Raw genomic sequence first — 23,852 nt, 5'->3', positions numbered from 1 at the left:
AAACCTGGACCCGGCCTCATGGTGAACCTGGTACCACCCTTTCTGCGTTGCGCAGGGCGAGCCACGTGCACAAGCCGGCCAAGGCCAGTTCCGGAACCGCGCAGAAGACGGCCTGGGTGAAGTCGGTGCCGGCCTGGGCGGTGAGGACGTCGAACCAGGCATCCACCACCATGAGCGCCGCGACGGCCGACGCCGCCAGGCGGGCGCGGTCGTCGCCGCGGTGGAGCAAGCGCGCGCTGGTCGCGCAGCCGATCGCCGTGGCCAGGTCGAGTCCGATCCACGCGGCCGGCCAGTGCCGCACCTGCGTGGTCGCGGGCAGGGACCGGCCCAGCACGAACACCCACGGCACCAGGCCCCCGGCGACCGCGCCGAGTACCCAGGGCGCCCAGCCGGGCCGCGCTCGGGCCCCCCGAGGCCTCGCCGTGCGTGGCGACCGGGCCATCGTCCGAACGGTCATGAGATTCCTCCACCGAAGTCGTGGTGATGCCGCCGGCGTCAGCGGCCCTGCGGCGAAACCTTGCCGCCGCGGTCGGCTGAGATCAGTAGCCCTTGGTTCCGACTTCGTGGTGGTGCCTGCTGCAGCAGATCGGTGACCAGGCCTTCGGCGTTGACAGCTCGGCTTCACGCTGGGCAGCCTGAAGACGGACGAAGAAAAGTTGGGAGTTCAGGTGAACCAAGAGCAGACCGCCCGGCGGTTGCTCAGGTCGTCGGCCGATCGATCCTACGATCCGCAGGTCGACATCGATTGGCGCGCGCCGATCGACGAAGACAAGCTCTACTTCCCGACGCGCCGATTGCCTCTGTACGGCACCGCGTTGTGGGAGTCACTCTCTCCGGAGCAGCGGATCGAGGTGGCGCGCCAGGAAGCGATCACGCTGGCGTCCGTCGTCATCCACGCCGAACTCAGTCTCATGCGGTCATTGCTCCGCGCAGTGCAGGAGGGCGCTCCGGCGTCGGATCCGGCGTTGTACGCCTTGACGGAAGTCGCTGACGAGTGCCGGCATTCGACCATGTTCGCCAAGGCGATCACGTGTCTCGGTGGTTCGGTCGTGCCGCAGTCGAGGCTCGTCACCAAGCTGGTGAACGTCGTTTCGGCGATCATCCCCCAAGGCCCGTTCTTCTGGGCCGGCGCGTTGTTCTTCGAGGAGCCGGTGGATCGCCTGCAGCGCGAGGCGATGAACGACGAGACCATTCAGCCCTTGCTTCGGATGGTCTATCGGATCCACGTCCTGGAGGAGAGCCGGCACGTGACGTACGCGCGCGAGGCCGCGCTGCGCACGATGGCGGAAGCCGGGCCGCTCTCGCGCCGGTTGAACCGGATCGGGGTGGCGTTGCTGGCGTGGTCGCTGGGCCGCACGCTGCTCCGGCCGGCGACCTACCGGCGAGCCGGGCTGGATCCGCGGGCGGCCTATCGCGCCGCGCTCGCCAATCCGCACTACCACGAATCCTTGCGCTGGATGTCCGAACGGCTGGTGGCCTTCTGCGCGGACGCCGGTTTCATCAAGGGCCGGCTCACCTCGGCCATCTGGCGGCGATCCCACCTCCTCCGAGAAGGATGACCACTACTGCTCGGGCACCCGGGCATGGGCGAAGCCGCCGAAGAACCAGATCGGTCCTTGCACTGACCCGTCGGAACGCGTCAGGTATCGACGTTGCGCCGCGGCGCTCTCCAGGTCTTCGGCCAGGTGCAGCCGGTGTGCGGCGAGCAGTTCGTCGACCCGGCCTCGCCGGACGCCCCAACGCCACGGCTCCCCGCGTGCGGCCACCTGCCGGAGGACGGCCTGGGCCTCGGGGATGACGGCCGTGCCGTCCAGGATTTCCTGCCAGCAGTAGTCGAAGACCAAAGAACTGCCGGGTGCCAGTCGGGCGAACCAGCGCAACGTTGTCTCGACGCCCTCCGCCCGCAAATACGGTGTCACGCCCGACCACAGCACCACGGTCCGGGCGGCCGGGTCGAAGCCGCCCTTCTGCAGAACCTCGGCCAGATCGTCTTCCTCGAGATTCGCCGACAGGTACCGGACATCGGCCTTGGGCAAGCCGCGGACGCGCTTCTGCTTGCGCACGGACATGTGCGGCTGATCCACTTCGAAGATCGACGCAGTCCCGATCTCCTCCCGCAGGCGATGGGCACGGCTGTCGAACCCGGCCCCGAGGAGGACGACCTGAGCTGCGCCGGCCGCAATCGAGGCGGACAACACGTCATCCATGTATTTCGTTCGAGCCACTTCGTACCACATCCCGGCGGCCGCGTTCTTTCGGATCGTCCGGCCGATGAGGATGCGTAGCCCGGGAACTTTGACCATGGCAAGCAAAGGCGGCCACCACGGTAGGATCCGGGATGCCAGCAGGTCGGGATTGCGTAGCTCTCGCTCCGGTTGAAGGGCCCCCGCCGCCCGAAGCAGGGTGACAGACTCCGCGGTCGATGCTGTGGGCATCTCAGTTCACCTCAAGTCGCTGTTGCAGGGCATCCAGGCGCTCTCGTACTCGATCACTTCCCAGGACGCCCAGCTGATCGTAGAGTTCCATCGTCTGTTGCCAGTGAACCGTGGCCGCGCGTGCATCACTGCACTTCAGGCGGGCACTGTCGACCCCTTCGTGCGCGCATGCTTCTTCGTAGCGGTTTCCAGTCCCTTGTCGGAAGTGTTCGACGCCTATGCATCGTGAGTTCTCGGCGAGAGCATCAACCTCTATGGCGACTACACTGCTCGCATGGATCAGTTCAATAATCATGGCATCAATTCAGCGGATATCTCTGTGCCAGGATCAGATGAATAATCGATTGGAGGGTATTGCCGTTGAAAAGATGCGGAAGATCGGATGACTGAGCTCGAATGAAAACGTCAACGGCGGCGCCTGGAAGCGGCATGTCGTGCTCCGTGAGGCGGGACATGCAAAACTAGTGGTCGAACTGTCTCTAGCGCCGAACCGATTCAAACATTTGCGGGGCTACTCATTCGATATGATGGCGTCACGAGCATCAGGGTTGATACAAGTGGGCCAAATTCGAATGAGCGCGTTTGGCTGGAGACGCCAAGGTTGGGCGATGTTCAGTTGGATGAGATACTTCCAAGCGCCGGTGGCTGCACGCATGAGATCAAATTCACGGGTGGAAGCATTGCAATTGAGTGCGAAGACCTGCATGCAGAATGGGCAACGTAGCCTGGCGGAAGTCGTGCCGCGCCGGTAGTCGACTACCTTGAGGCTTGCGCCAAACCATGTGCGCATTGCGGCGCGGCGAGGCGACCGGGCTGCGCTGGTGCGATCTCGACCTCGACGCCGGGGTCGTGCAGGTTCCGCATCAGGTCCAGGACCGGGGCGGGCGCACGGTCGTGTGTCCACCGAAGACCGAAACGAGCGTCCGCACTTGGCGCCGGATCACGGCTTGGTGGCGGCGCTTCGGTCACAGCGGCGCGAGCGGAGCGGGGAGCCGGTCGGGTTCCTGTTCACCAACCGGTACGGCGGGGCCGCTGAGCCCGGGGTATGTGACGCACACGTTCACCCGGCTGGTTGCGCAGGCGGGGTTGCCGCCGTTGCTCGGGCACTCCAGCATCGTGCTCACCGCCGACACCTACACCAGCGTCCTGCCCTGCCTCGCCCATCGTGCCGCCGAAGCAACGGCAGCTTTGGTGCTGGCGGCGGCTCGCGATGCGGCGGCCTCGTTGCGCAGCCAGGGCAGCGGGGAACAAGGCAAAGGACGCGGCAGCCGGAACAAGAAGGCCGAGAACACCGGTCGACAAGCGCGGCCCCACGCCGTTCCCGCCCATGACCAAAGCCCACCGGCAAGATCCTCACGATGGAGGAATCCGCAGGTGGGCTTCGATTCAGGGGGTGCGCCATCAGGGACTCGAACCCCGAACCCGCTGGTTAAGAGCCAGCTGCTCTGCCAATTGAGCTAATGGCGCCGGTGTCTGCCGGAGGCTTCCCTCGGCGACGTGGAAAAGATTAGCACCCGCTCCGAGGCCCGTTTCAGGGGGGTCCCCTAACCCGGGTTCCGGCGTTGCCGCCCCGGTGTCCCGGCTGGTCGGGCACACTGTAGTCGGACATCGACGGCGAAACAGGCGGGTGGGCATGCGGGGTGTGACGGTGCGGTTGCTGGTGGCCGCCGGGGTGATCGGGCTCTCGTTGGCCGGGTGCAGTAGTACCTCTTCGGGTGAACCTCCGCGGGAGACCGCGTCCGCAAGCCCCAGCAGCGCTCCCAAGCCCGCGCCGAAGCCGGCCGTGCTCACCCTGACGCCTGCCAAGGACGCCAAGAACGTCGCGCCCGGGGAGCCCGTGAGCGTCTCCGTCGCGGATGGGAAGGTCGGCGAGGTCAGCCTCACCGGCGCCGACGGGAAGGCCGTCGCCGGCAAGCCGCGGGCCGACGGCTCCGGGTGGGACTCCGCCGAGCCGCTCGGCTACAACAAGACCTACAAGCTGACCGCGACCGCCACCGGCTCCGATGGCAAGCCGGTCACGTCGGAGACGACCTTCAGCACCGTCAAGCCGGCCCGGCAGCTCGACGTCTCGGTGAACCTCGTCGAGGGCGAGACCGTCGGCGTCGGCATGCCGCTGATCTTCACCTTCACCGGCAACGTCACCGACAAGCCCGCGGCCGAGAAGGCGCTGAAGGTCACCGCGGAGCCGGCCACCGAGGGCGCCTTCCGCTGGTCCGGCGACAAGCAGGTCACCTGGCGTCCGAAGGACTACTGGAAGAGCGGCACCAAGATCAAGGTCGCCGCCGCCGTTTACGGCAAGCCGCTCGGTGGCGGCAGCTACGGCCGGGAGGACAAGGGCGCCAGCGCCACCGTCGGCGACAAGCTCGTCGCCGTCGCCGACGGCCAGACCCACCAGATGACGGTCACGATCAACGACAAGGAGGTCAAGACCATGCCGACCTCCATGGGCAAGCCCGGTCACAACACGCCGCAGGGCACTTACACCGTGATGAGCGAGCACACCGGCTACACGATGAACTCAGCCACCTACGGCGTCCCCGAGGACGCGCCCGGCGGTTACAGCACCTTCGTGCAGTACGCGGTCCGCCTGTCGTGGAGCGGCATCTTCTACCACTCCGCGCCGTGGTCGGTGCGGCAGCAGGGCCACAGCAACGTCAGCCACGGCTGCCTGAACCTGTCCACCGAGAACACGAAGTGGCTGATGGACACGTCCAAGAAGGGTGACGTCGTCACGGTGCAGAACAGCGGCGGCCCGAAGCTCGAGCCGACCGACGGCTGGAGCGTTTGGCAGCTCTCCTGGGACGAGTGGCGGACGGCGGCCAACTAACCCGAGCCGCGGACCAGCTCCCGCGCCTCGGCCTCGGTCGACACCGCGGGCCCCGACCCCCACAGCGGCTTGTTCGCCGTCTCGCGGCTGAAGTACACCGCGACGGCGCCGATCGCGCCCGCCGCCATCAGGTACCAGGCCGGCCAGAAGTCGTGGCCGGTCGCGGAGATCAGCGACTGCATCACCAGCGGGGTGGTGCCGCCGAAGAGCGACACCGAGATGTTGAACGCGATGGACAGCGCGCCGTACCGGATGGCCGTCGGGAACAGCGCGGGCAGCGCCGCGGGCATCGACACCTCGAAGCAGAGGAGCAGCAGGCCGAGGCCCATCAGCCCGAGGAAGGTGAGGACGAGCCCGCCGTCGTGCACGAGCAGCATCAGCGGCCAGGACAGCACGAGGAAGCCGAGGCAGCCGGCCATCATCACCGGCTTGCGGCCGACGTGGTCGGTGATCCGCCCGCCGACCATGATGATCAGCATCATCACGACCATGACGACGATGATCAGCAGCAGGCCGTGGGTGGCGTCGAGGTGCAGCTGCTCGGACAGGTACGTCGGCATGTACGACAGCAGCATGTAGTCGGTGACGTTGAACACGAGCACCAGGCCGACGCAGATGAGCAGCGCGGGCCAGTACTCGGTGAACATCTTCCAGAACGGCTCCCCGGCACGCCCTCGCTTCTCGGCCTCCTCGGCGTGCTTCTGGAACGCCGGGGTCTCCTCGAGCTTCAGCCGCATGTAGAGCCCGATGATGCCGAGCGGCCCGGCGACCAGGAACGGAACGCGCCAGCCCCAGTCGAGCAGCGTCTCGTGCGGCACCCAGGCCTTCATCCCGGTGACGACGGACGCCCCGAGCACGTACCCGGACAGCGTCCCGAACTCGAGCCACGAGCCCATGAACCCCCGCCGCTTGTCGGGTGAGTACTCGGCGATGAAGGTGGTCGCGCCCCCGTACTCGCCCCCGGTGGAGAACCCCTGCACCATCCGGGCAACGACGAGCAGGATGGGCGACCAGACCCCGATCGAGCTGTACGACGGGATCAACCCGATGCACAGGGTGCCGATGGCCATCATGATCATGGTGACGGCCAGTACTTTCTGCCGTCCGATCCGGTCCCCGAGCGGCCCGAACACGAGCCCGCCGAGGGGCCGCATGAGGAAGGCGGCCGTGAACGCCCCGAAGGTCCCGATCAGCCGAACCCCGGGAGACACACTGGCGGGGAAGAACACCTCGGCAATGGTGTCGGCGATGTAGGCGTACACGCCGAAGTCGAACCACTCCATGGCATTGCCCAGCGCGGCGGCTCCCACCGCGCGCTTGAGCAACGACTGGTCGACGACGGTGATGTCCTCGTATCGCAGCTTCTTCTTACGACCCCGGATCTTCGGTGCTGAACGTGCCACCAGAACACCGTGCACCGGCATTCGGCCGCTCGCACGCTGAGCCATCCGGTCGTGAGCGTCGCCACGAACGGCCCAGCCCAACCACTACCCGGCAACGCAACCCAGCCACACGGATGGGGGTCCGGGGGCTCGCCTCCGGCGGGGGTGTGGGGGTTCGACCCCCACAAAAAGGCGAAACCCCAGGCCGAGGGAAGCTTGCAAAGCAAGCGACCAGCCTGGGGCAATGGGGTGAGCGACGGGTTTCGAACCCGCGACCTCCTGGACCACAACCAGGTGCTCTACCAGCTGAGCTACGCCCACCATCGCCGAGGGGATCTGCTTGCGATCACCTCGCTTGCAGTAATCGTAGCGGGTGCCTTCGACCGCTTTTCAGGGGGTCACCTCTGGTGGTGTTCCTGCACTTCAGCGGCGGCTGCCTTGGCTTCTTCGCTGGTGGGACCGGGCTGGGGGACGAAGGCGACGCGCCGGTAGTAGTCGAGTTCGCCGATGGATTCGCGGATGTCGGCGAGGGCGCGGTGGGCGAGGCCTTTCTCGGGCTTGGCGTAGTAGATGCGCGGGTACCAGCGGCGGACGAGTTCCTTGATGGAGGAGACGTCGACCATGCGGTAGTGGAGGTGGGCGTCGAGGGCGGGCATGTCGCGGGCGATGAAGCCGCGGTCGGTGCCGATGGAGTTGCCGGCGAGGGGGGCGGTGCCCGGTTCGGGGACGTGCTCGCGGATGTAGTCGAGGACGCGGCGTTCGGCTTCTTCGAGGGTCACCGTGGAGCGGCGGACTTCTTCGGTGAGGCCGGAGTGGGCGTGCATCTCGCGGACGACTTCGGGCATCCCGGCGAGTTTTTCCTCGTCGGCGTGGATGACGATGTCGACTCCTTCGCCGAGCACGTTCAGGTCCGCGTCGGTGACGAGGGCGGCGATTTCGATCAACGCTTCCTTGCCGAGGTCGAGCCCCGTCATTTCGCAGTCGATCCAGACTAGGCGGTCGGTCACCTGGTGACCCTAACCCGACACGGGGATGTGAAGGGCGTTACCTGCGCGTACGGCGCGTTACGCTCCCGGTGTGGTCCAGGACACAGATCGGGGTGCGGGCAGTGGCGGAGCAGGAGTCGCCGGCGAGGGAGATCGCCGCTGGTTACGCGAGTGAAGGTGCCGCGCTGGAGCTGGGTGCGGTGGTGATCGACGGGCAGGTGGACGCGGCGGCGGCGGTGCGCCTGCCGTTGGCGACGCTGAACCGGCACGGGCTGGTCGCCGGTGCGACCGGGACGGGCAAGACGAAGACCTTGCAGCTGATCTCGGAGCAGCTGTCGGCGGCGGGGGTGCCGGTGGTGCTCGCCGACGTCAAGGGTGATCTGTCCGGGCTGGCCGCGGCCGGCGAGGCGAACGACAAGGTCGCGAAGCGTTCGCAGGAGCTCGGCGACGACTGGGCGGGCGCGGCGTTCCCGGTGCAGTTCCTGTCGCTGGGCACCGGCGGCAAGGGGTCGCCGATCCGGGCGACGATCACGAGCTTCGGGCCGGTGCTGCTGGCCAAGGTGCTGGGGCTGAACGAGACGCAGGAGTCGACGCTCGGGCTGATCTTCCACTGGGCCGACCAGCGCGGCCTGGCGTTGCTGGACACGAAGGACCTGCGGTCGGTGATCGCGCACCTGACCAGCGATGAGGGCAAGGAAGACCTCAAGGGCATCGGCGGGGTGTCGGCGGCGACGGCCGGGGTGATCCTGCGTGCACTGTCCAATCTGGAGGCGCAGGGTGGCGAGGATTTCTTCGGCGAGCCCGAGCTGGACGTGCACGACCTCATGCGCCAGGACGGCGGCAAGGGCGTCGTCACGCTGCTGGAGCTGGACAACCTGCAGTCGAAGCCCGCGTTGTTCTCGACGTTCCTGATGTGGCTGCTGGCCGAGCTGTTCGAGGAGCTGCCCGAGGAAGGTGACCTCGACAAGCCGAAGCTCGTGTTCTTCTTCGACGAGGCCCACCTGCTGTTCGCCGACGCGTCGAAGGCGTTCCTCGAGCGCATCGAGCAGACCGTGAAGCTGATCCGGTCGAAGGGCGTCGGCGTGTTCTTCTGCACGCAGCTGCCCACGGACGTCCCGAACGCCGTGCTCTCGCAGCTCGGTGCCCGGATCCAGCACGCGCTGCGGGCGTTCACCCCGGACGACCAGGCGGCGCTGGCGAAGACGGTGAAGACCTACCCGAAGACGGAGTTCTACGAGCTCGACACGGCGTTGACCTCGCTGGGCATCGGCGAAGCGATCGTCACGGTGCTGTCGGAGCGGGGTGCGCCGACGCCGGTGGCGTGGACCCGGCTGCGGGCGCCGCGGTCGAAGATGGGCTCGATCGGTGACGAGGCCGTCGCCGCGGCCGTGTCGTCGTCCGGCCTGCACGCGAAGTACGCCGAGACGATCGACCGGGAGTCGGCCTACGAGAAGCTGGCCGCGAAGGTCGCCGCCGCGCCTGCTCCGTCGCCGGAAGCTGCTCCCGAGGCCCCCGCTCCGGAGAAGGACGAGCCGGGGTTCCTCGAGTCCGCCATGAAGAACCCGGCGGTGAAGTCGTTCATGCGGTCGGCGGCGAGCGCGCTGGGCCGGGAGATCACGCGCGGGTTGTTCGGCAATCGAAGGCGCTGACAAAACCTGACGCAACCTGTCAGGTATGGGTGGGACGCTGGTGTCCACATCGAGGAAGGGATCACCATGACCAGCACCGCCACCGCGTCGTTCACCGTCGACAAGTGGGAGCCCCAGGCGACCGACGAGTTCGCCGGCAACGAGCTCGGCCGGGTGGTGATCGCCAAGACGTTCACCGGGACGGTCGAGGGGACCAGCGAGGTCGAGCTCCTGACGGTGAACAACGCGACTTCGCGCGCTTATGTGGGCTTCGAGCGGCTCGAAGTCTCGGTCGACGGCCGCAAGGGCAGCTTCGTCCTGCACCACACGGCCGACGAGGAGTCGGGGATGACCTTGAAGATCGTCACCGGCTCCGGGGCGGGCGAGCTGACCGGGATCGCGGGGACGGCGATCATCGAGATCGACGGAGACGACCACCACTTGACCCTCAACTACCGCCTCTGAGCAGCACGAAGGCCGTTTCGAGAGCCCCCGATTGACTCTCGAAACGGCCTTCGCGTGTTCTCCCGCTCCCCGAAGCGGGGGGACGGGCCGCCCCGACCACGGCCCGTCCGTGTCCTAGTTGTTCACGATCTGGTCGACGATCTTCTTGGCGTCGTTGATCGGGATGGCGAAGCCGATCCCCACGCTGCCCGCCGCGCCGTTGGCCGAGGCCGACGGGCTGTAGAGCGCCGAGTTGATGCCGATCACGTTGCCCTGGGCGTCGACCAGCGCCCCGCCGGAGTTGCCCTGGTTGATCGCGGCGTCGGTCTGGATCGCGGTGTAGCTGGGCGACTCGCTGCTCTGGTTCGACGTGCGGCTGAACGGCGAGCGCTGTTGCTGCTCGCCCTGCCCGATGTCGGACAGGTTCCGGTTCAGCGCGCTGACGATGCCGGTGGTGACGGTGTTCTGCAGGCCGCCCGGCGAGCCGATCGCCACCACTTCCTGGCCGACGACGAGCTTGCTCGAGTCGCCCAGGCTGGCCGCGGTCAGGCCGCCGGCGTTCTTGGCCTGGACCACGGCGATGTCCGCCTTGGTGTCCGCGCCGACCACGCTGGCCTGGTACTTCTTGCCGTCGGAGGTGGTGATGACGACGTTCCGGGCGCCGTCGACGACGTGGGCGTTGGTCAGGATCCGACCGTCCGAGGTGAGGATGACGCCGGAGCCGATGGCCTCGCCCTGATCGGTCGTGACGTTGATCTGGACGACGCTCGGCGTCACCTTCGCCGCGACCGCGCTGACGTCGCCGGACGTCGAGCTCGAGACCGTCTGCCCGTTCGCGGCCGGCGTGGTGACCGACGTCGTCGCGCCGTCCGCCGAGGTCGTCGTGAGCCCGACGATCGCCGCGCCGCCGACCCCGCCGACCAGCGCGGCGCCGAGCGCGGTCGCGCTGACGATCATCGCGACCCGGCCACCCTTGCGCGGCTTGGCCTTCAGCGCCGTGGGCGCCTGGGGTGGCGTGAAGAGCGGATTCGGCGCCGCCTGCTGCTGGTAGGCGTACTGCGCGTACGGCCCGTACTGCTGAGTGCTGTGGTGCGGCTGGTGCCCACCGGTTGAGGCGGGGCCGGGCCGACTCTCGTTCTCGGTCATGGCACCAGATTCGCGCCTGTGCTTGTGAGCAGCCTGTGGAAATACCTCAGGCTTTGCTGAGAAGAATCAGCTGAGAAAACTCAGCCGTTCCTCAGGTGTCAGGCGAAGAACGACGGGACGTCCAGTGCTCCTCCCGCCGCCTCGAACTCGTCGTGCACCGCCTGCCGCAGCTCGGCGTCGCCGAGGTAGTCGGCGGCCGTCAGGGCCAGGCCCAGCGCGCCGTCGCGGACGCCCGCGTCGCCCGTCTCCGATCCGGCCGCGGCCGCGAACTCCTTGGTGTGCAAGGCCACCGTGGGTCCCGATACCGCGAGCATGGGGTGCAGCGCGGGCATCCGGTAGGACAGGTTGCCCAGGTCAGTCGAGCCCGTGAGCGACTCCGGCACGATGCCCGGCGGGAGTGGCTTGCGGCCGGTGAGGACCTGGTTGACCGACCAGCGCCCGGCGAGTGCGGTGTTGAACCGGATCGGCAGGTAAGCCGGCTGGGCGTCCCAGATCAGCTCGACGCCGCACCCGGTCATCGCCGCCGCGCCTTCGGCGATCGACGTCATGCGGGCCGCGAGGTCGCGCAGGGTCTCCGGGGTCTGCGAGCGGAGGTAGAACAGCAGCGCGGCGCGGGCCGGGATGACGTTGGGCCGGGCGCCGCCGTCGGTGAACACGCCGTGGACGCGGTCGCTCTGCGGGAGCTGCTGGCGCAGCGCCGAGACGCCTTGGTACGCGGCGACGGCGGCGTCGAGCGCGTTGCGGCCCATGAACGGCTGGGCGCTCGCATGCGCGCCGACGCCGTGGAAGACCATCTCCAGCTGACGCCGCCCGAGGAACGGGTGCAGCGCGATGTCGTGGCTGAACGGGTGCAGCATGATCACCGCGTCGACGTCGTCGAACACGCCGGCGCGGGCGAGGATCTCCTTGCCGCCTCCGCCTTCTTCGGCCGGTGTGCCGATCAGGCTGACCCGGCCGCCGAGCCGCTCGGCGACGGTGGCGGCGCCGAGGAAGCCGCCCGCGGCGGTGGTGCAGATGACGTTGTGGCCGCACGCGTGGCCGAGCCCGGGCAAAGCGTCGTACTCGGCGAGCACGGCGATGTGCGGGCCCTCGCGTTGGGGCGTGCTGACGCGCAGCGCGGTGTCGAGCCCGCCGACGCCGATCGTGGCTTCGTGGCCGTGGCGCCGCAGGAGATCGGCCAGGGCGCGGACCGACCGGTGTTCGGCGAATCCTTCCTCGGGATGGGCGTGCAGATCTTGGCTCAACGCCACCAGATCGGGTGAGCTGCGCTCGACCGCGGCGGTCACCTCGGCCCGCGTCGCCTCGTCCGCGCCGGTGCGCGGCGAGGACAGCGGTTCGGCGGCCGCGACGGCGTCGGCGGTGGCCTCGACCAGGGAACGCAGGTAGCTGTCGTCGGGCGGGACGGGGTCGGCGTGGGTCATGGGGCGATGCTAACCGGCACCTCCGACAATCCGCGGCGCTCAGCCGAGCCGGCCCGCGACGATCTGCGTGACCCCGGCGTACCGTTCGGTGATTTCGGTGAAGCCGCGGGCGCGCAGGCTCGCCGTGATTTCCCCGCGGTCGAACATCTTTTGGCCACTCACGATCCCGCCGGCCGACGCGATCAGGCGCGCGGGTTGCCGGCCGCTGCGGGCGCTCGTCAGCAGCGCGATCCGGCCGCCCGGTTCAGCACGCGCGCGAAGGAGTCCAATGCGGTCTCCGGCTCGGCGAACATGTGCAGCGCGGCGAAGCAGCAAAGGGCGTCCACTGTGGACGTCTTCAGGGGGAGGTGCACGGCGTCGGCGCGCAGGTAGGCGACGGTGTCCGGGCCGCCTTCGGCGACGGCCTTGGCGAGCATGGTGCGGGCGTCGTCGAGCCCGATCGCGAGCCCGCCCGGGCCGACGGCCGCGCCGAACGCCCGGGTGCACCGGTCGGTTCCGCAGGCGACGTCGAGCACTGTGTGGCCGGGTTCGAGCCGGAGGAGCTGCGCGGCGAGCCCGACCTCGCCCGCCATGCTCGGGCCGGACGGGCCTTTGAGCGCGCGGCCGAGGGCGGGGCGCCAGTACCGCTCGTGGACCTGCGGGAGCAGGGTCGTGCGCATGAGGCGCTGCGTGAGCCCGGTCGGCGGGCCCGCCTGGTCCGCGGCGCCCAGCAGATCGAGGTCCTGGGTCACTCGTTCGAGTGAACAAACCCGGGATCAGGCGTTCGACGCCCGGAATTGTCGGTGCCCCTTCCTAACGTCGCAGGCGAGATCCCGATCAGAGGAGGAGAGATGACGACGATTTCCCGCCCGTGTGGCGAGATCGCGGTGCACGGCGAGTTCGACCTGGCCGCGGCGGCCCGCTTCCTGACCGGCTTCGCGCCCGCCGGGCAGCCGGACTCCGAGCCAGCCGCACTGCGAGTGGCGTTCGCGCTCGACGGCGAATGGACGCCGGTGGGAGCGGTGCTGCGGCAGAGATCGCCCGGCGAGGTCACGGTCGAGGTCCACGGCCCGCCCGAGCACACCGACGCCGTGGTGGGCCAGGTGCGGCGGATGTGCTCGCTGGACGTCGACGGCGCGGCGTTCCCGGAGGCAGGCGCCCGTGATCCGGTGGTTTCGCTGCTGCAGGGACTGCACCCGGGCCTGCGGCCGGTCCTGTTCGCATCGCCGTACGAGGCGGCGTGCTGGGCCGTGCTGAGCCACCGGATCTGGATGACGCAGGCGGTGCGGCTGCGCCGCCGCCTGACCGAGCGCTACGGCACCGAGGTCGAGGCGGGCGGGAGCAGGCTGAGGTGCTTCCCGGCACCGGCCGCGCTGGCGAAGGCGGAGTACCAGCCGGGCCTGCCGGGCCCGAAGCTGCCGCGCCTTCGAGCCATCGCCGAGGCGGCGGCCGAGGGCATGCTGGACGCGGCCAGGCTGCGGGCGATGCCGGCCGAGGAGGCGCTGAAGGAGCTGCAGCTGCTGCCGGGCGTCGGCCGCTTCAGCGCGGAACTGATCCTGATCCGCGGCGCGGGCCACCCGGACGTCTTCCCCCGCAGCGAAACCCGCCTCCACGAGATCATGCGCGACGCGTACCACCTCCCGGACGCGGGAGTCGCGGAGCTGGCGGAGATCGCGGAGGCCTGGGCGCCGTTCCGGAGCTGGGTGGCGTTCCTGTTCCGGGTCGAGGGCGAGGCCCGGATGCGGGAGTCGCGATGACCTGAGCCGGGCCGTGTCGCGCCGTCCAGGCGGCGGTGGCGGCGGTGTGTTGCGCTGTCCGCACGGTGGTCCTGGTGTGCTGCTCACCCGAGCCGGAGCCCGAGCCCGACCCCGAGCCCGGATTCGGGTCGGTGCGGCGGCCAGTGCAGTTGCGTCTTGCACGCCGTTGACCGAAAGGAGACTGCTACGACCCGATACCGGAGACCGCGGAGCGGCGGTCGGTGGGGACTCACCGTAGCCAGATATCGCCTGTGGTGAGGTATCCGGGTGAGTTCGCCCGTTCCCCTCGCGCTCGGCGGCCCCGCCGGTGACGCGCTGTCAGCTTTCCACGCGGCTGCCGCCCCCGACCCCTCGCTCCTCGAGCAGGCCCAGGCCCCCGCGGTGATCACCCTGGTCGCCGGCGGCGTGGCGCTGCTGGTGGTCCTGGTCGGCGGCACGCCGTGGCGGCGGGCGCGCAACGTCGTGACGATGGTGCACGAGGCCGGCCACGCGCTGGCCGCGGTGCTCGTCGGACGGCGCCTGCAGGGCATCAAGCTGCACTCGGACACCTCGGGCGTCACCGTCTCGCGCGGCAAGCCCGAGGGGCCGGGCATGGCGTTCACGGCGATGGCCGGGTACCTGGCGCCATCGGTGCTCGGGCTGCTGTTCGCCGGCCTGCTGGGCGCCGACCTGGTCGGCACGGTGCTGGTCCTGATCGCGCTGCTGCTGCTCGGCGTGCTGGTGATGGTGCGCAACGCGTACGGGGTGTTCACGGTCGTCGCCAGCGCGGCGGTGCTCGCGCTGATCGCGTTCGTCGCCCCGGTCGAGCTGCAGGCCCCGTTCAGCTACCTCGTGACGTGGTTCCTGCTGTTCGGAGGCGTGCGGCCGGTGGCAGAGCTCCAGACCAAGCGACGCCGCGGCCAGGCCCGAGACTCCGACGCGGACCAGCTGGGCCGCCTCACGGCGGTCCCGCCCATCCTGTGGGTCCTGGTCTTCGCGGTGGCCACGATCAGCTGCCTCATCGCCGGCGCGCTCTGGCTCCTGGAGCCCGTGGCCAAGTAGCCCGACGCCCGCGGCCACCGGTCCCGACCGGTCTTGACCGTGGGTCGTGGCCGCGGTTCTTGGCCGCCAGTCCCGACCAGCCGCGGCCGTGGCTCCTGGCTGCCGGGCCGGGCCGGTCGTGACCGTGGGCACTGGCCGGTCATGACCGGCCGCCGCACCGCAGCCGACCACGGCCTCGACCCGCATCACGCGCAGCCAGTCCGGGCGGCCCGAGCTGCTCGCCTCACGCCGCCGCTCGCGCCCACTCGCGGTCCGCGCGGATCGTTGTCGTGGCCGCGCCGGGCGGGAACCCAAGCGGGTCGTCTCCTGTCCAGGCGCTCGCTGGGGTCGCTGGTCGGCGGCGGAATCACCATTGCGGCTGTCGGCTGCGGGCTGCGGGTGCCGCTGCTGGCCCCGCCCGCGGCGCGGTGGTGGGGAGCGCCGTGGTCGCAAGGTTCGTGCGGTGCCCGAGCCAGCCCACCGCGACCCCAGGCAGCGTGCGTGGTCGCCCGCGCACCGGCGCACCCGGGTGAGCCCGGCTGACCGGCGGTGGAGCCCGTGGCCGGTCACCGTCGTGCATGCGGCAAACTGGTGGTCCGCGCGGAGGGAGACGTAACGATGGACGAGGTCGCCAAGGCCGTCGAAGAGTGCGCACGGGCCGCCAAGTCGGCCGCGCCGTCGCTGGCTGCCGCGAGCGCCGAGGCCGTCGATGCCGCGCTGAGCGGGATGGCCGAGCGGCTGCTCGCGCACCGTGACGAGATCCTCGAAGCGAACCAGGCCGACGTCGAGCGCGCCAAGGCCGACGGGATGAGCGCCGGCCTGCTCGACCGGCTCACCATCACCCCGGAACGGCTCACCGGCATGGCCGAGCAGCTGCGGCTGCTCGCCGGCGCGCCGCACCAGGAACGGTCCGTCGACGTCTCGACGCTGGACGGCGGACTGCGGCTGGTCGAACGGCGGCGGCCGGTCGGCGTCATCGGCGCGAACTACGAGGCGCGGCCGAACGTCACCGTCGACGTGGCCTCCCAGCTGGTCAAGTCGCGCAACGCCGGCGTGCTGCGCACCGGCTCGGCCGCGCTCGGCTCGGCCCAGCGGCTGCGTGAGGTCGTCATCGCGCCGGCCCTCGCGGAGGCGGGCATCGACGCCGACTGCGTCCAGCTCGTGCCGCGCGTGGAGCGCGAGGCCGCGTCCGCGCTCGTGCGGCTGCCCGGCCTCGTTCCGCTGGTCATCCTGCGCGGCAGCGGGGACAGCACCCGCGCCCTCGCCACCGAGGCGGCCGTCCACGGCGTGCGCACCCTCGCCCACGCCGATGGCGGCGGCGTCCTGTACGTCGACCGCGGCGCGGATGTCACCAAGGCCCGCGACCTCGTCTACGCCAGCCTCGACCGGCTGGGCGTCTGCAACCGGCTGAACCTGCTGCTCATCCACGAAGACATTCACGACGACGCGTGGCCCGCCATCTCGGACGCGCTCGCCGAGCGCGGGGTCACGCCGTCGCTGGCGCCGCACGAGCACCCCATCGGCTACGAATGGGCGCTGGACTCCGACCGCGAAGCGACCGTCACCGTCGCCAAGGTCGGCTCGCTGTCCGACGCCGTCGAGATCGCGAACGAGCGCACCTCCGGCCTGGCCGCGGGCATCACCACCGAGGACGAGTCGGCCGCCGACGCCTTCTTCGACGGCTACACCGGCACCGGCGTCTTCTGGAACGCCCCGACCCGGCTCCTCGACGGCTTCAAGCTGCTCGCCGTCCCGGAAACCGGCATCAACCTCGACAAGGTCCCCGGCCCGCGTGGTCCGGTCACCTACACCGACCTCTACGTCCGCCAGTACGCGGTCCTGCCGGCCTGAACCGAAGCCGAGGTCAGCGCGCCGGTGAGCCGCCGGCGAACCTGTGCAGCTCCGCCACCGTGTCCGCGGCGTTGGTGACGAGCTGCGTGCGCTCGCCGGCGTCGCCGGAATAGCGGTAGATCGCGGTCGGTCCGTCGCTGATCGCGATCGCCGCGACCAGGCGGCCTTCGGGGTCGCGGGTGAGCCCGGTCGTCACCGACACCTCCCGGCCGACGGTGTCGACCGTGGTGAGCGTCCGTTCCTGGTACCAGCCTCGCGTGGTCATGTTCGAAAGCTCCGGGGGGATGCGCACGACAGGGGGATACGTCGTAGGACGCGGAGACGGCCCCGCGTGTTACGGCATACTGGGCCGGGTGATCTCCCGGCCGCACGTCCTGCTGTCCGCCGCGCAGTCGCTCGACGGCTACCTCGACGACACCTCGCCCGAGCGGCTCGTGCTGTCCACAGAGGACGACTTCGCCGTGGTCGACCGGTTGCGGGCCGAGGCCGACGCGATCTTCGTCGGGGCCGGAACCGTGCGGGCCGACAACCCGCGGCTGCTCGTCCGCTCGCCCGAACTGCGGCAACAACGGCTGAGCCAGGGGAAGCCCGAGCAACCCGTCAAGGTCACCGTGACCACCCGCGGGCTCGACCCGGACGCGCAGTTCTTCACCGTCGGGGACACCGAAAAGATCGTCTACGCGCCACCCGGTGCGGCGGACGCGCTGAAGCACGTCGCCACCGTCGTCGACGCGGGGGAGCCGCCGGACTTCGGGCGCATCCTCGACGACCTCGGCGCGCGCGGCATCGAGAACCTGTTGGTCGAGGGCGGCGGCGGGATCCACACCCGCTTCCTCACCGAAGGTCTCGCCGACGAACTGCGGCTCGCGATCGCGCCGTTCTTCGTCGGGCAGCCGGACGCGCCGCGGTTCGTCGGGCCGGGCCTCTACCCACGGCCGATGACCCTGACGGCCGCGAACGAGCTGCAGGGAATGGCGATCCTCGAGTACCGCGCCGCCGGCGAACCGACCGGCCGGGACGTCCAGCGCCTCAAGGAAGCCATCGCGCTCGCCGCGGAGTGCCCGCCCAGCCACACCTTCCGGGTCGGCGCCGTGATCACCGACGCCGACGGCGAGGTCGTCGCCACCGGGCATTCCGGCGAAGGCGACCCGGGAAACCACGCCGAAGAAGCCGCGCTGGCCAAGTGCGCGGGCGACCCGCGGCTGGCCGGCGCGACCATGTACAGCTCACTGGAACCGTGCAGTCACCGCAGCTCCCACCCGCGCAGCTGCACCCAGCTCATCCTCGACGCCGGGATCCCGCGCGTCGTGTTCGCCTGGCGGGAGCCGCCCGTCTTCGTCGACGCCCGGGGCACCGAGCTGCTGCGGCAGGCCGGACGGCACGTGGTGGAGGTTCCCGCGCTGACCCCGGAGGTCCAGCGCGAGAACACCCACCTCGCCTTCTGAAACCCGAAGAGAATCAGCAGGCGCCGTTGTCCTGCCAGACGCCCCACTCGCCGGTGGTGCCGGGCTCTTCGCCCTGCGTCCACCACTTGGCCGTCCACTTGTGGCTGTTGTGCGAGACGACGTTGTCCTTGACGTAGACCTTCGTCCGGTCCCACTCCGCCGCGGTGCACGAGCCGCCGCCGGGGGTGGTCGGGGTGGTCGTCACGGGCGGGGTCGTCTGCGGCGGCGTCGCGCCGGCGAACCGGACGCTGAACTTCGTGAAGTCCCAGTCGTTCTGCGGGACGTTGCTGCAGACGCCGTTGTCCGTCGTGCCGACGCAGGCGCGGTCGCGGTTGACCGACCAGAACGTGAAGCGGCCGAGGCCGTGGCTGGTCGCGTAGTCGTACACCGTCTGGAAGTCCGCGGTGTAGAACATCTCCGCCGCGTCCGATTTGCCGTTCATGCCGGAGAAGCCTTCGTGCGCGTACGCGGTCGCGCTGTCCCAGCCCAGGTGCGACATCAGCAGGCCGTGGAACGCCTCCAGCGCCGACACCTGCGACGAACCGCCGTTGAAGCCACCGTCGAACGGCATGATCGAGAAGTTGTTCGGCGTGAACCCGATCGACTTCGCCTGGTCGATCAGCTGCGTGCCGAACCAGCCGGTGCCGGCCGCGGTGCCCGGCATGGTCACCGACACGAACAGGCCGGGGTTGTTCGCCTGCAACGTCTTCGCGGCGCCGAGCTCGTTCGCGATCGCGGCGGTGTTTTCGTACTCGGGCTCTTCGAGGTCGAAGTCGATCGCCTTGAGCGAGTACTTGGTGATGACCTGCTGGTACGCGGCGGCCGTCGCGGCCACCGTGCCGCACGTCTGGCCGAGCTTGGTGCCGCCGTACCCGCCGACGGACACCGAAACGTCGCCGCCCGCGCCGCGGATCCGCGAGATGACGCCCGCGACCGCGGTGTCGGAGGAGACGGCGGACGTGCCGTCCCAGGTGGGGCTGCAGCCGCCGCCGTTCGGCGCGAGGATGAACGCGAGCTGGAAGGCCTTGAGCCCGGTCGCGTTCATCACGGTGATCGGGTCGGGCGGGTTGTTGCTCTGGGGCATCAGGTACGGCGCCGCGGCGTACCAGTTGTTGCTCAACGCCGCGGTCGCCGACGAAGCGCCGAGCACGAGGCTGACGGCGGTGGCGGCGAAAGTGGCGGCGGCGAGCCCGACGGCGGCCAGTCTGCTCCTGCGCATGAGCTGTCCTCCCGGTGGGGGATCGAGGTGGACAGATCATTGGACTAGACCATTAACGAAGTCAAGACACCAAGGGCGGGAAAGCCGGATCCGTGGGCGAAAAGCGCCGGAATATCCGATATTTGTCTCGGCGGGCGGCCGGGAACCGGTGAAAGTGCCCGGCCGCCCACGCGACGGCCCGAAAACTGTCGGTGCCCCCGGGTAGAGTGGAAACCGGGGGGCGCCCCCGCGGGCCCCGGCTCAGCTGTTGTCGTTGAGGAAGTCGTAGTCCTTGCACTCGCCGGAGTGGTACCCGTCGGCTTCCTTCCAGTACCGGCAGAACTTGAAGCCGACGCGGGTCTCGGGGAGGTTGTAGACTCCGCCGTCGGCCGCACTCCTGGTCACGCAGTTGCCGTTGCCGCCGACGTGCATCCAGTACAGCTGCACGCCACTGGCCGGGGTGCCCTTGTAGACGTAGATGGCGACACCGCGGCCGTCGGCGTCGGTGTCGCAGATGTGCACGCGGTCGCCTTCCTCGGTGAACACGCCTTCGCCGCTCCAGCCGGTCACGTCGCCGAACGCGTCGCCCGTGTGCATGTGCTTCGTGTGGTCGGCGGCCGACGCCGGCGAAGCGAACGAGAGCGCGGCGACCAGTGCCGCGGCAGCTACGCCGAGAACCTTCTTCAAGTCTTCGTCCTTCCTCGGTGGGGAAGGCAAAGCGTAGCCACCGCGGCCTGCAATCCGCTTGCAGTCACTCCGATTCGAGGTCGCCCTCCAGCGACAGGTACACCTCGCGCATCTTCTCCAGCAGCGCCGGGTCCGGTTCCGCCCACAGCCCGCGGTCCGCCGCCTCGTTCAGCCGCTCCACGATCCCGCGCAACGCCCACGGGTTCGCCTGCCGCAGGAACTCCTGGTTCACCTCGTCGAGCACGTACGACTCGGTCAGCTTCTCGTACATCCAGTCGCCGACCACGCCGGCCGTGGCGTCGAAGCCGAACAGGTAGTCCACTGTGGCCGCGAGCTCGAACGCGCCCTTGTAGCCGTGCCGGCGCATCGCCGCGAGCCACCGGGGGTTGACCACCCGGGCGCGGAAGACCCGGGCCGTCTCCTCGCCCAGCGTCCGCGTGCGGACGGCGTCCGGCGACGTGCTGTCGCCCACGTAGGACGCCGGGGCCGCGCCCGTCAGCGCGCGGACCGTCGCGATCATGCCGCCGTGGTACTGGAAGTAGTCGTCGGAGTCCGCGATGTCGTGCTCGCGCGTGTCGGTGTTCTTCGCCGCCACCACGATCCGCTTGTACGAGCTCTCCATGTCTTCGCGGGCGGGGCGGCCGTCCAGGTCGCGGCCGTACGCGAAGCCGCCCCACACCGCGTACACCTCCGCGAGGTCCTTGTCGTCGCGCCAGTTCCCGCTGTCCATCAGCGGCAGCAGACCGGCGCCGTACGCCCCCGGCTTCGACCCGAAGATCCGGGTCGTCGCACGCCGGGCGTCTCCGTGGGTGGCCAGGTCGGAAGCCACGTGCGCCCGGACGAAGTTCTCCGAGTCCGGTTCGTCGAGTGCCGCCACCAGCCGCACGGCGTCGTCGAGGAGCGTGATCACGTGCGGGAACGCGTCGCGGAAGAACCCGCTGATCCGGACCGTGACGTCGATCCGGGGCCGCCCCAGCTCGGCCAGCGGGATCGCCTCGATGCCCGTGACGCGCCGGGAAGCTTCGTCCCACACTGGCTGGACGCCCAGCAGCGCGAGGACTTCGGCCGCGTCGTCGCCGGACGTCCGCATCGCCGACGTTCCCCACACCGACAGCCCCACGGAACGCGGCCAGTCGCCGGTGTCCTCGCGGTAGCGCTTCAAAAGCGAGTCCGCCAAGGCCTGCCCGGTTTCCCAGGCGAGCCGGCTCGGGATCGCCTTCGGATCGACGGTGTAGAAGTTCCGCCCGGTCGGCAGCACGTTGATCAGCCCGCGCAGCGGCGATCCGCTCGGCCCCGCCGGGATGTACCCGCCGTCCAGCGCGTGCAGCACCGAGTCCAGCTCGGCGGTGGTCCCGGCCAGCCGGGGCACGATCTCCTCGGCCGCGAACGAAAGCACCTTCGCCACCTGCGCGTCCGGGGCGACCGACGCGACCGCGGTCGGGTCCCAGCCCCGCATCTCCATCGTCTGGACGAGCTCGCGGGCCGTCTTCTCCACGGCGTCCACTTCGGACATCGGGGCGTCTTCCTTCAGGCCCAGCGCCGACCGCAGGCCCGGCACCGCGCCCTGCTTGCCGCCCCACATCTGGGACGCGCGCAGCATCGCCAGCACCAGGTTGACGCGGGCCTCGCCGGTCGGCGCCGCGCCCAGGACGTGCAGCCCGTCGCGGATCTGCGCGTCCTTGACCTCGCACAGCCAGCCGTCGATGTGCAGCAGGAAGTCGTCGAACTCCGCGTCGTGCGGGCGTTCCTCGACGCCGAGGTCGTGGTCCAGCTTCGCCGCCTGGATCAGCGTCCAGATCTGCTGGCGGACGGCGGGCAGCTTCGCCGGGTCCATCGCCGCGATGTTGGCGTGCTCGTCGAGCAGCTGCTCCAGCCGCGCCATGTCGCCGTAGGACTCCGCACGCGCCATCGGCGGGATCAGGTGGTCGACGATCGTCGCGTGCGCCCGCCGCTTGGCCTGCGCGCCCTCGCCGGGGTCGTTGATCAGGAACGGGTAGATCAGCGGCAGGTTCCCGAGCACGGCGTCCGGTGCGCAGGAGGCCGAGAGCCCCGCGGTCTTGCCCGGCAGCCACTCCAGGGACCCGTGTTTGCCCAGGTGGACGACGGCGTGCGCGCCGAACTCCTCTTCCAGCCACCGGTACGCGGCCAGGTAGTGGTGGCTCGGCGGCAGGTCCGGGTTGTGGTAGATCGCGACCGGGTTCTCGCCGAACCCGCGCGGCGGCTGGATCATGATGATCACGTTGCCGCTCTGCAGGGACGCCAGCACGATGTCGCCGTTGTCGACGTACAGCTCGCCCGGCGCCGGCCCCCAGTGCTCCTCGACGCCTTCGCGCAGCTCGGCAGGCAGCGCCTCGAACCACGAGCGGTAGCGGTCGGCCGGGACGCGGATCGGGTTGCCGGCGAGCTGCTCCTCGGTCAGCCACTCCGGATCCTGGCCGCCGGCGGCGATCAGCGCGTGGATCAGCGCGTCCCCGTCGGGCTGGTCGGTGCCGGTCGGGTCGACCCCCGGGAACGCGTCCGGCCCCAGGTCGTAGCCGACATCACGCATCCGCCGCAGCAGCTCGATCGCCGACGCGGGCGTGTCCAGCCCGACCGCGTTGCCGACGCGAGAGTGCTTCGTCGGGTACGCGGACAGCATCAGCGCGATGCGCCGCTCCGACGTCGGCGTGTGCCGCAACCGCGCGTGCGCGAGCGCGATGCGGGCGACGCGGGACGCGCGTTCGGCGTCCGGTACGTACCGGGGGAGGCCGTCTTCGTCGAGCTCCTTGAACGAGAACGGCACCGTGATCAGGCGCCCGTCGAACTCCGGCACCGCCATCTGGTTCCCGGCGTCGAGCGGGGAGAGGCCGTCGTCGTTGGCCGCCCACGTCTCGCGGTCGCTGGTCAGGCACAGCGCCTGCAGGATCGGGACGTCGAGGGCGGCCATCTCGGCGACGTCCCACGCCTCGTCGTCCCCGCCCGCGCCCACCTCGGACGGCCGCGTCCCGCCCGCCGCCAGCACCGTGACCAGCAGCGCGTCCACGGACGCCAGCTCGGCCATCATCTCCGGCTCGCGCGTCCGCAGCGAGGCGCAGAAGATCGGTAGCGCGCGCCCGCCCGCGGCTTCGATCTCGTCGGCGAGGGCGTGCACGAACGCCGTGTTGCCGGACAGGTGGTGCGCGCGGTAGTACAGGATGCCGATGACCGGGCCGTCATTGCCGGTGACGGGCCGCTCGAGGATACCCCACGCGGGTTGCTGCGCGGGCGGTTCGAAGCCGTCGCCGGTGAGCAGCAGCGTGTCGGAGAGGAACCGGTGCAGTTGGGTGAGGTTGTCCGGGCCGCCCTGCGCGAGGTAGGCGTGGGCCTCGGCGGCGATGCCGGCCGGGACGGTCGAGAGCTTCATCAGCTCGGCGTCCGGCGTCTGCTCCCCGCCCAGGACGACGACGTGCGCGCCCGACGCCCGCAGCGCGTCCAGGCCGTCGGCCCAGCTCCGCGGCGTGCCCAGGATCCGCGCGACGACGATCTTCACGCCTTCCAGCAGCTCCGGCAGCTCGGCGACGTCGAGCCGGGCGGGGTTGCCGAGCCGGTACTCGCGGTCGGCCGAGCGGGCGCTGAGCAGGTCGGTGTCCGAAGTGGACAGAAGCAGGATCACGAGGTTCCTCCTCGG

The 23,852-nt window shown here is 70.1% G+C and carries 20 protein-coding genes and 2 tRNA genes; 9 read left to right on the top strand and 13 right to left on the bottom strand.

Features of this window, described 5'->3' with window-relative positions:
• Positions 1-16: 16 nt before the first annotated feature.
• Complete coding sequence (locus tag IE317_RS15755; protein WP_191310663.1) at positions 17-457, bottom strand: hypothetical protein; 441 nt, start codon at positions 455-457, stop codon at positions 17-19.
• Between the two features lie 211 nt (positions 458-668).
• On the opposite strand from IE317_RS15755, the gene IE317_RS15750 reads away from it, so the two are divergent.
• Positions 669-1,559 carry an AurF N-oxygenase family protein gene (locus IE317_RS15750; RefSeq protein ID WP_191310661.1) on the top strand — a complete coding sequence of 297 codons (891 nt, stop codon included), beginning with the start codon at positions 669-671 and terminating at the stop codon, positions 1,557-1,559.
• Positions 1,560-1,562: 3 nt separating this feature from the next.
• On the opposite strand, the gene IE317_RS15745 is transcribed toward IE317_RS15750, so the two are convergent.
• Positions 1,563-2,435, bottom strand: coding sequence for a class I SAM-dependent methyltransferase (locus IE317_RS15745; RefSeq protein ID WP_191310659.1), 873 nt, complete (start codon positions 2,433-2,435; stop codon positions 1,563-1,565).
• Between IE317_RS15745 and IE317_RS15740 the strand changes: the two genes are divergently transcribed.
• Positions 2,428-2,664, top strand: coding sequence for a hypothetical protein (locus IE317_RS15740; protein WP_191310654.1), 237 nt, complete (start codon positions 2,428-2,430; stop codon positions 2,662-2,664). The two genes, IE317_RS15745 and IE317_RS15740, sit on opposite strands and share 8 nt — an antisense overlap.
• A 1,165-nt stretch (positions 2,665-3,829) precedes the next feature.
• Here IE317_RS15740 and IE317_RS15735 read toward each other — a convergent pair.
• Positions 3,830-3,902 (bottom strand) — tRNA-Lys (locus IE317_RS15735).
• 166 nt (positions 3,903-4,068) lie between these two features.
• Between IE317_RS15735 and IE317_RS15730 the strand changes: the two genes are divergently transcribed.
• Positions 4,069-5,262: an Ig-like domain-containing protein gene (locus tag IE317_RS15730; protein ID WP_191310652.1), complete on the top strand. Its 1,194-nt coding sequence runs from the start codon at positions 4,069-4,071 to the stop codon at positions 5,260-5,262.
• Here the strand turns inward: IE317_RS15730 and proP are convergent.
• The 3 genes from proP to orn all read right to left on the bottom strand — a co-directional run bounded on the left by proP (position 5,259) and on the right by orn (position 7,651).
• Positions 5,259-6,686 (bottom strand): glycine betaine/L-proline transporter ProP, encoded by a 1,428-nt coding sequence (gene proP / locus IE317_RS15725; RefSeq protein ID WP_191310650.1) that lies wholly within the window; start codon positions 6,684-6,686, stop codon positions 5,259-5,261. The genes IE317_RS15730 and proP overlap by 4 nt on opposite strands.
• Positions 6,687-6,889: 203 nt before the next feature.
• Positions 6,890-6,965 (bottom strand) — tRNA-His (locus IE317_RS15720).
• 77 nt (positions 6,966-7,042) lie between these two features.
• Complete coding sequence (gene orn / locus IE317_RS15715; RefSeq protein WP_191310649.1) at positions 7,043-7,651, bottom strand: oligoribonuclease; 609 nt, start codon at positions 7,649-7,651, stop codon at positions 7,043-7,045.
• A 101-nt stretch (positions 7,652-7,752) separates the two neighbouring features.
• Between orn and IE317_RS15710 the strand changes: the two genes are divergently transcribed.
• Together IE317_RS15710 and IE317_RS15705 are read left to right on the top strand one after the other, a co-directional pair.
• Positions 7,753-9,279, top strand: a complete 1,527-nt coding sequence (locus tag IE317_RS15710; protein ID WP_191310648.1) for a helicase HerA-like domain-containing protein — start codon at positions 7,753-7,755, stop codon at positions 9,277-9,279.
• A 66-nt stretch (positions 9,280-9,345) separates the two neighbouring features.
• Positions 9,346-9,723 (top strand): DUF3224 domain-containing protein, encoded by a 378-nt coding sequence (locus IE317_RS15705; protein WP_191310647.1) that lies wholly within the window; start codon positions 9,346-9,348, stop codon positions 9,721-9,723.
• A 114-nt stretch (positions 9,724-9,837) separates the two neighbouring features.
• Here the strand turns inward: IE317_RS15705 and IE317_RS15700 are convergent, their stop codons facing one another.
• The 3 genes from IE317_RS15700 to IE317_RS15690 all read right to left on the bottom strand — a co-directional run bounded on the left by IE317_RS15700 (position 9,838) and on the right by IE317_RS15690 (position 13,000).
• A complete protein-coding gene (locus IE317_RS15700) occupies positions 9,838-10,848 on the bottom strand; it encodes a S1C family serine protease (protein ID WP_191310646.1) in 1,011 nt (336 codons plus the stop codon).
• 98 nt (positions 10,849-10,946) lie between these two features.
• Positions 10,947-12,269, bottom strand: a complete 1,323-nt coding sequence (locus tag IE317_RS15695; protein ID WP_191310644.1) for a M20 family metallopeptidase — start codon at positions 12,267-12,269, stop codon at positions 10,947-10,949.
• A gap of 218 nt (positions 12,270-12,487) precedes the next feature.
• Positions 12,488-13,000, bottom strand: coding sequence for a methyltransferase domain-containing protein (locus IE317_RS15690; protein WP_229902722.1), 513 nt, complete (start codon positions 12,998-13,000; stop codon positions 12,488-12,490).
• 99 nt (positions 13,001-13,099) lie between these two features.
• Here IE317_RS15690 and IE317_RS15685 point away from each other — a divergent pair, with 99 nt between their 5' ends.
• The 3 genes from IE317_RS15685 (at position 13,100) to IE317_RS15675 (ending at position 16,876) form a co-directional block, all read left to right on the top strand.
• A complete protein-coding gene (locus IE317_RS15685) occupies positions 13,100-14,005 on the top strand; it encodes a DNA-3-methyladenine glycosylase family protein (protein WP_191310643.1) in 906 nt (301 codons plus the stop codon).
• A 267-nt stretch (positions 14,006-14,272) separates the two neighbouring features.
• Positions 14,273-15,046, top strand: coding sequence for a M50 family metallopeptidase (locus tag IE317_RS15680; protein ID WP_191310641.1), 774 nt, complete (start codon positions 14,273-14,275; stop codon positions 15,044-15,046).
• A gap of 597 nt (positions 15,047-15,643) precedes the next feature.
• Complete coding sequence (locus IE317_RS15675) at positions 15,644-16,876, top strand: aldehyde dehydrogenase family protein (RefSeq protein ID WP_191310638.1); 1,233 nt, start codon at positions 15,644-15,646, stop codon at positions 16,874-16,876.
• 13 nt (positions 16,877-16,889) lie between these two features.
• Here the strand turns inward: IE317_RS15675 and IE317_RS15670 are convergent, their stop codons facing one another.
• Positions 16,890-17,141 (bottom strand): hypothetical protein, encoded by a 252-nt coding sequence (locus IE317_RS15670; RefSeq protein WP_191310637.1) that lies wholly within the window; start codon positions 17,139-17,141, stop codon positions 16,890-16,892.
• A gap of 88 nt (positions 17,142-17,229) precedes the next feature.
• Here IE317_RS15670 and IE317_RS15665 point away from each other — a divergent pair, with 88 nt between their 5' ends.
• Positions 17,230-18,321 carry a dihydrofolate reductase family protein gene (locus IE317_RS15665; RefSeq protein ID WP_191310635.1) on the top strand — a complete coding sequence of 364 codons (1,092 nt, stop codon included), beginning with the start codon at positions 17,230-17,232 and terminating at the stop codon, positions 18,319-18,321.
• Positions 18,322-18,334: 13 nt separating this feature from the next.
• Here IE317_RS15665 and IE317_RS15660 read toward each other — a convergent pair whose 3' ends face one another.
• The 3 genes from IE317_RS15660 to cobN form a co-directional block, all read right to left on the bottom strand.
• Positions 18,335-19,540, bottom strand: coding sequence for a chitinase (locus tag IE317_RS15660; protein ID WP_191310633.1), 1,206 nt, complete (start codon positions 19,538-19,540; stop codon positions 18,335-18,337).
• A gap of 240 nt (positions 19,541-19,780) precedes the next feature.
• Complete coding sequence (locus tag IE317_RS15655; RefSeq protein WP_191310632.1) at positions 19,781-20,206, bottom strand: hypothetical protein; 426 nt, start codon at positions 20,204-20,206, stop codon at positions 19,781-19,783.
• A 64-nt stretch (positions 20,207-20,270) separates the two neighbouring features.
• Positions 20,271-23,837, bottom strand: coding sequence for a cobaltochelatase subunit CobN (gene cobN / locus IE317_RS15650; protein WP_191310629.1), 3,567 nt, complete (start codon positions 23,835-23,837; stop codon positions 20,271-20,273).
• Positions 23,838-23,852: the final 15 nt, after the last annotated feature.

Origin of the sequence: Amycolatopsis bullii (assembly GCF_014654205.1) — a bacterium.
Classification (GTDB): Bacteria; Actinomycetota; Actinomycetes; order Mycobacteriales; family Pseudonocardiaceae; genus Amycolatopsis; species Amycolatopsis plumensis.
This window is presented reverse-complemented; position numbering and strand designations above follow the sequence as displayed.